This is a genomic window from Archangium sp., from assembly GCF_057119385.1.
The window spans coordinates 1-3,322 of the sequence record NZ_DBNGVP010000042.1 but is presented as its reverse complement, the minus strand read 5'-3'; the positions used below and the strand labels follow the sequence as shown (position 1 = coordinate 3,322).

Sequence of the window (3,322 nt, the reverse complement as noted above, 5' to 3'; positions counted from 1 at the left end):
GAAATGCACTTCTGGGAGGATTGGGCCTGTATGAAGTAGCTGGCGTAGTTCGTGAGGGCCTGTGCCTCCGTGCTCGTCAGGCGCTCCCCGGCCGGTGTCTCGTCCACGCCGCAGCCCGTCAGCCCCGTCATCAACAGGGCCGTGGCCGCCACCCACGCTCGTGTCCTCGTCTGCTTCTGCTCGCACGCTCTCGTCATCTGGTGTCTCCCTGGGGGGTCGATGGGGACTGCTGCTCGGATTCCCACCTCTGGAAAACCCCAGGGGTATTTATTTGCGCAATTCTAGGACGTTCCTCTCTCTTGCTCACGGTGCAGGACCCGTTGGCGTCCCAGAAGAGAATGCGCACGAATACCTCCAACGTGGATACGCGGCTCGCGGATGCCGACGGCGCGTGCACGGCGCCGGCCTTCCCGTGCCACCGCTACGACCAACCACCAGAAGCATCTGCTGATGCTGATGCTGGAGCTGGGCGCTACGGGGTGAGCCCCCAGCTCCGCACGCTCAGCATTGCTGCTTGCAGATGCTGGCGACCCTCCCCACGCAGACACTGTCCCAGCTCGTCTGACAGCAATAGGGGTCCACGCCGCAGATGTCCTTCACGCACATCTGGTCGCAACCGGAGGTGAGCGGCCCGCCCGTGCTGCACTTGTCGTGCGCGCAGGTATCCACCTCGACGAAGGACACCGCGGCCCCGTCATTCAAGAGGTTCAAGGCATTCGCGCAGGAGAACTGCAACTCGCGGTTCGCCCAGAGCTTGTAGACTCCCTTGATGGTGGGGGCGGTGAGCGAGTACGCCGCGCTCCCCGACGTGACGCCGGAGCCGCTGTAGATGCACTGCTTGGAGCCCCCCTCGAGGCCCATGACGATCTGCGCGATACAGGTGGGGCACCCGAAGCTGCCGGTGTTGAGCGAGAAGTTCTCGGTGAGCGCCAGGCTCGCACCGGGCGCGGCGCGCACCCGCTTGTTCGTCTTTCCGTTGACGGTGAGGTTGGAGATGCTCCCCCAATTCCAGGTGTAGGGGTTGGCATAGACCTCGATCAGCCCCACCGGGCCGCCGCTCGACGTCTTGTTGAGCGCATCGGTGCAGTTGTACTCCCACTGGCCCCTCGCCCAGACCAGATAGCTTCCCGGCGCCGTGGGCGCGGTGAGCGTGGTGGTGGCGCTGCTGGAGACCACGCCCACGCCGCTGTAGAGGCACTTCTTGGAGCCGCTCACCCCCAGGATGACCTGGGAGATACAGCCAGGGCACCCGACGGACCCGGCGTCGATGAAGTAGTTGGTGCTCACCGAGACGGTGGCGCCAGCGGTGACGACGGCGACGTTGTCACCTCCGCCGAACCTCACGTTGCTGACGTTGCCCCAGTTCCAGTTGTAGCTGTTGCCCACCGTGGCGCTGGGGCAGCCATCCGCGACGGTCTGCGTCAACGTCCTGCCCGGGCTGCTCCAGCAAACGGTGCGGTTGCCCGCGCTGTCGATGACCATGGGGATGGCCTTCACCAGGAAGCCGTGTGAACCGCAGGCCACCCCCGCGGTGCTGAAGTACCAGGTGCCGGAGGCATAGGGGCGCTCCTCGCTGGATTGCAAGACGTTGTCCAGGTAGTACTCCAGCCGCACGGCGTTGGCCGGGCTGGCGACCGCCCATTGCCCATTGCCAGCCATCTCCCCCTCGTAGGTGCTGATGCCCGCGAGGCTCAGGCTGGAGACGCTCGTGCCCGCACACATCGCGGCCTCCTGCGTCCCCAGGGGCTCCACGGCCGGCACCCCTCCCGTGTCCTGGCCCCCACAGCCCACCCCCATCAGCCACCCGCACAACAAAGCCCCCCCGCGAAGGAAACGACCCATGTCACGCGCCATCGAGGTTTCTCCATCTAGAAAATAACGCTCGGGCTGGACTGTACGTGAAAACCGCAAGTCCGGGCAATCAGGTCTTCTTGAATTCCTGGATTTCAGCGATGCGGAATGTGGGCCCGCTTTCCCCCGGGCTGTTACCGCGCATGCGTGTGGATGGAGATTTGGACCGGCTGGTTGATGGGCATCAACGAGGATGCGCGGTAACACCCGCGCACGGCGTCGAAGTCCGTCCGGGTGCAGCTCCAACGCGAGCGAGCCGGTGACGTGGTGGGCGAGCACGGCGCCGTGGACGTGGAGGGCGCCCTTGGGCGGGCCGATCTCATAGGTGTCGGAGGCCCGCCGCAGGCGGGCGCGGATGGGCTCGGGACCGAAGGCGGAGAAGAGCGGGCAGAAGACGGCGCGGTGCTTCAGGGTGCCGAGCGCGGTGAAGTACAGCTCCGGAACGCGCCCCAGCAGGGAGAAGACATGCTCGCCCGGTGCGATTCCCAGTCCGGCGAGCACCTGGGCGAAGCGGTTCGTCCAGGCGCGCAGCTCCGCGTAGGTGAAGACCTCGCGCTCACCGTGGCGGCCCAGCCGGCGAAGCGCCAGGTGCCCTCCCCGCCCCTCCTGGCGGTGCCGATCCACCGCCGCGTGGGCCATGTTGAGCCCCCGCCCTCCGGGCAGGCCGGCCAGTCCGTGCCTGGCCGCCTCGCACGAGAAGGAGGCACATGCGGCCTCGTAGTCAGGCATGTGGGGGGCACCCGCCAGCCCGTCCGTGGCTTCGCGAGAATCCGTGCTTCCACCCGCCTCACCTCCCCTCGTCCCGCCGGAGCCTGGGGACTCGGGCACGGCGGACTCTTCTGGAGAGGTAACCCTGGCACCCGCGGAGAGGATGTCCGGGCGAGCGATGCACATGCTTCTCCCAAGCACAGGGAAGCCACCATGTCCGACCCATTCCCCAGCGAGACGAACGAGACCGGAGACGAAAGGCCCCGGGGTCACGGGTCACACCATGATCCGCCCGGGAGCCTGGCCTGGGCGCTCGTCCTGCTCTGGGCCGGGGGCGTGCTGCTGGTCCAGAACCTGGCCTACCTGGGGCGATCCGAACGATGGGATGCCTGGACGCTGATCTTCGTCGGGGCCGGGCTGCTCTTCCTCGGGGAGGCCATCGTGCGCCTGCTGGTACCGGCCTATCGGCGGCCGGTGCAGGGCCCCCTCATCTTCGCCGTCATCCTGCTGGCCCTCGGGTTGGGGGAGGCGATCCGTTGGACGCTGGTGGGGCCGTGCGCGCCCTCCTGCCCACGCGGCGTATCACGGGTTGAGTTCAGTCCGAGGCCCTGGGAGACATGCACGAAGCTGATTTTCGGGTCTTCGGTACGTCGAGTGGGCAGGAGCGCGGACCCGAAGCCGTGCGCATGGGGAGGACTTGGGGTTCAAGGGCGTGTGGAGCCGAGCGATGGCCATGGGACGCGAGTCCCCGCGAGAGCTCGAG

3 protein-coding genes are annotated in these 3,322 nt (G+C 67.2%); 1 reads left to right on the top strand and 2 read right to left on the bottom strand.

Annotation, left to right across the window (positions count from 1 at the left end; translation table 11 throughout):
* Together AC16DP_RS09790 and AC16DP_RS09785 are read right to left on the bottom strand one after the other, a co-directional pair.
* Positions 1–197: hypothetical protein (locus AC16DP_RS09790; protein ID WP_483956688.1), on the bottom strand; the 197-nt coding region annotated here is incomplete at its 3' end.
* Positions 198–501: 304 nt separating this feature from the next.
* Positions 502–2,580: an AMP-binding protein gene (locus AC16DP_RS09785; RefSeq protein WP_329725622.1), complete on the bottom strand. Its 2,079-nt coding sequence runs from the start codon at positions 2,578–2,580 to the stop codon at positions 502–504.
* 192 nt (positions 2,581–2,772) lie between these two features.
* On the opposite strand from AC16DP_RS09785, the gene AC16DP_RS09780 reads away from it, so the two are divergent.
* Positions 2,773–3,322: hypothetical protein (locus tag AC16DP_RS09780; protein ID WP_483956687.1), on the top strand; the 550-nt coding region annotated here is incomplete at its 3' end.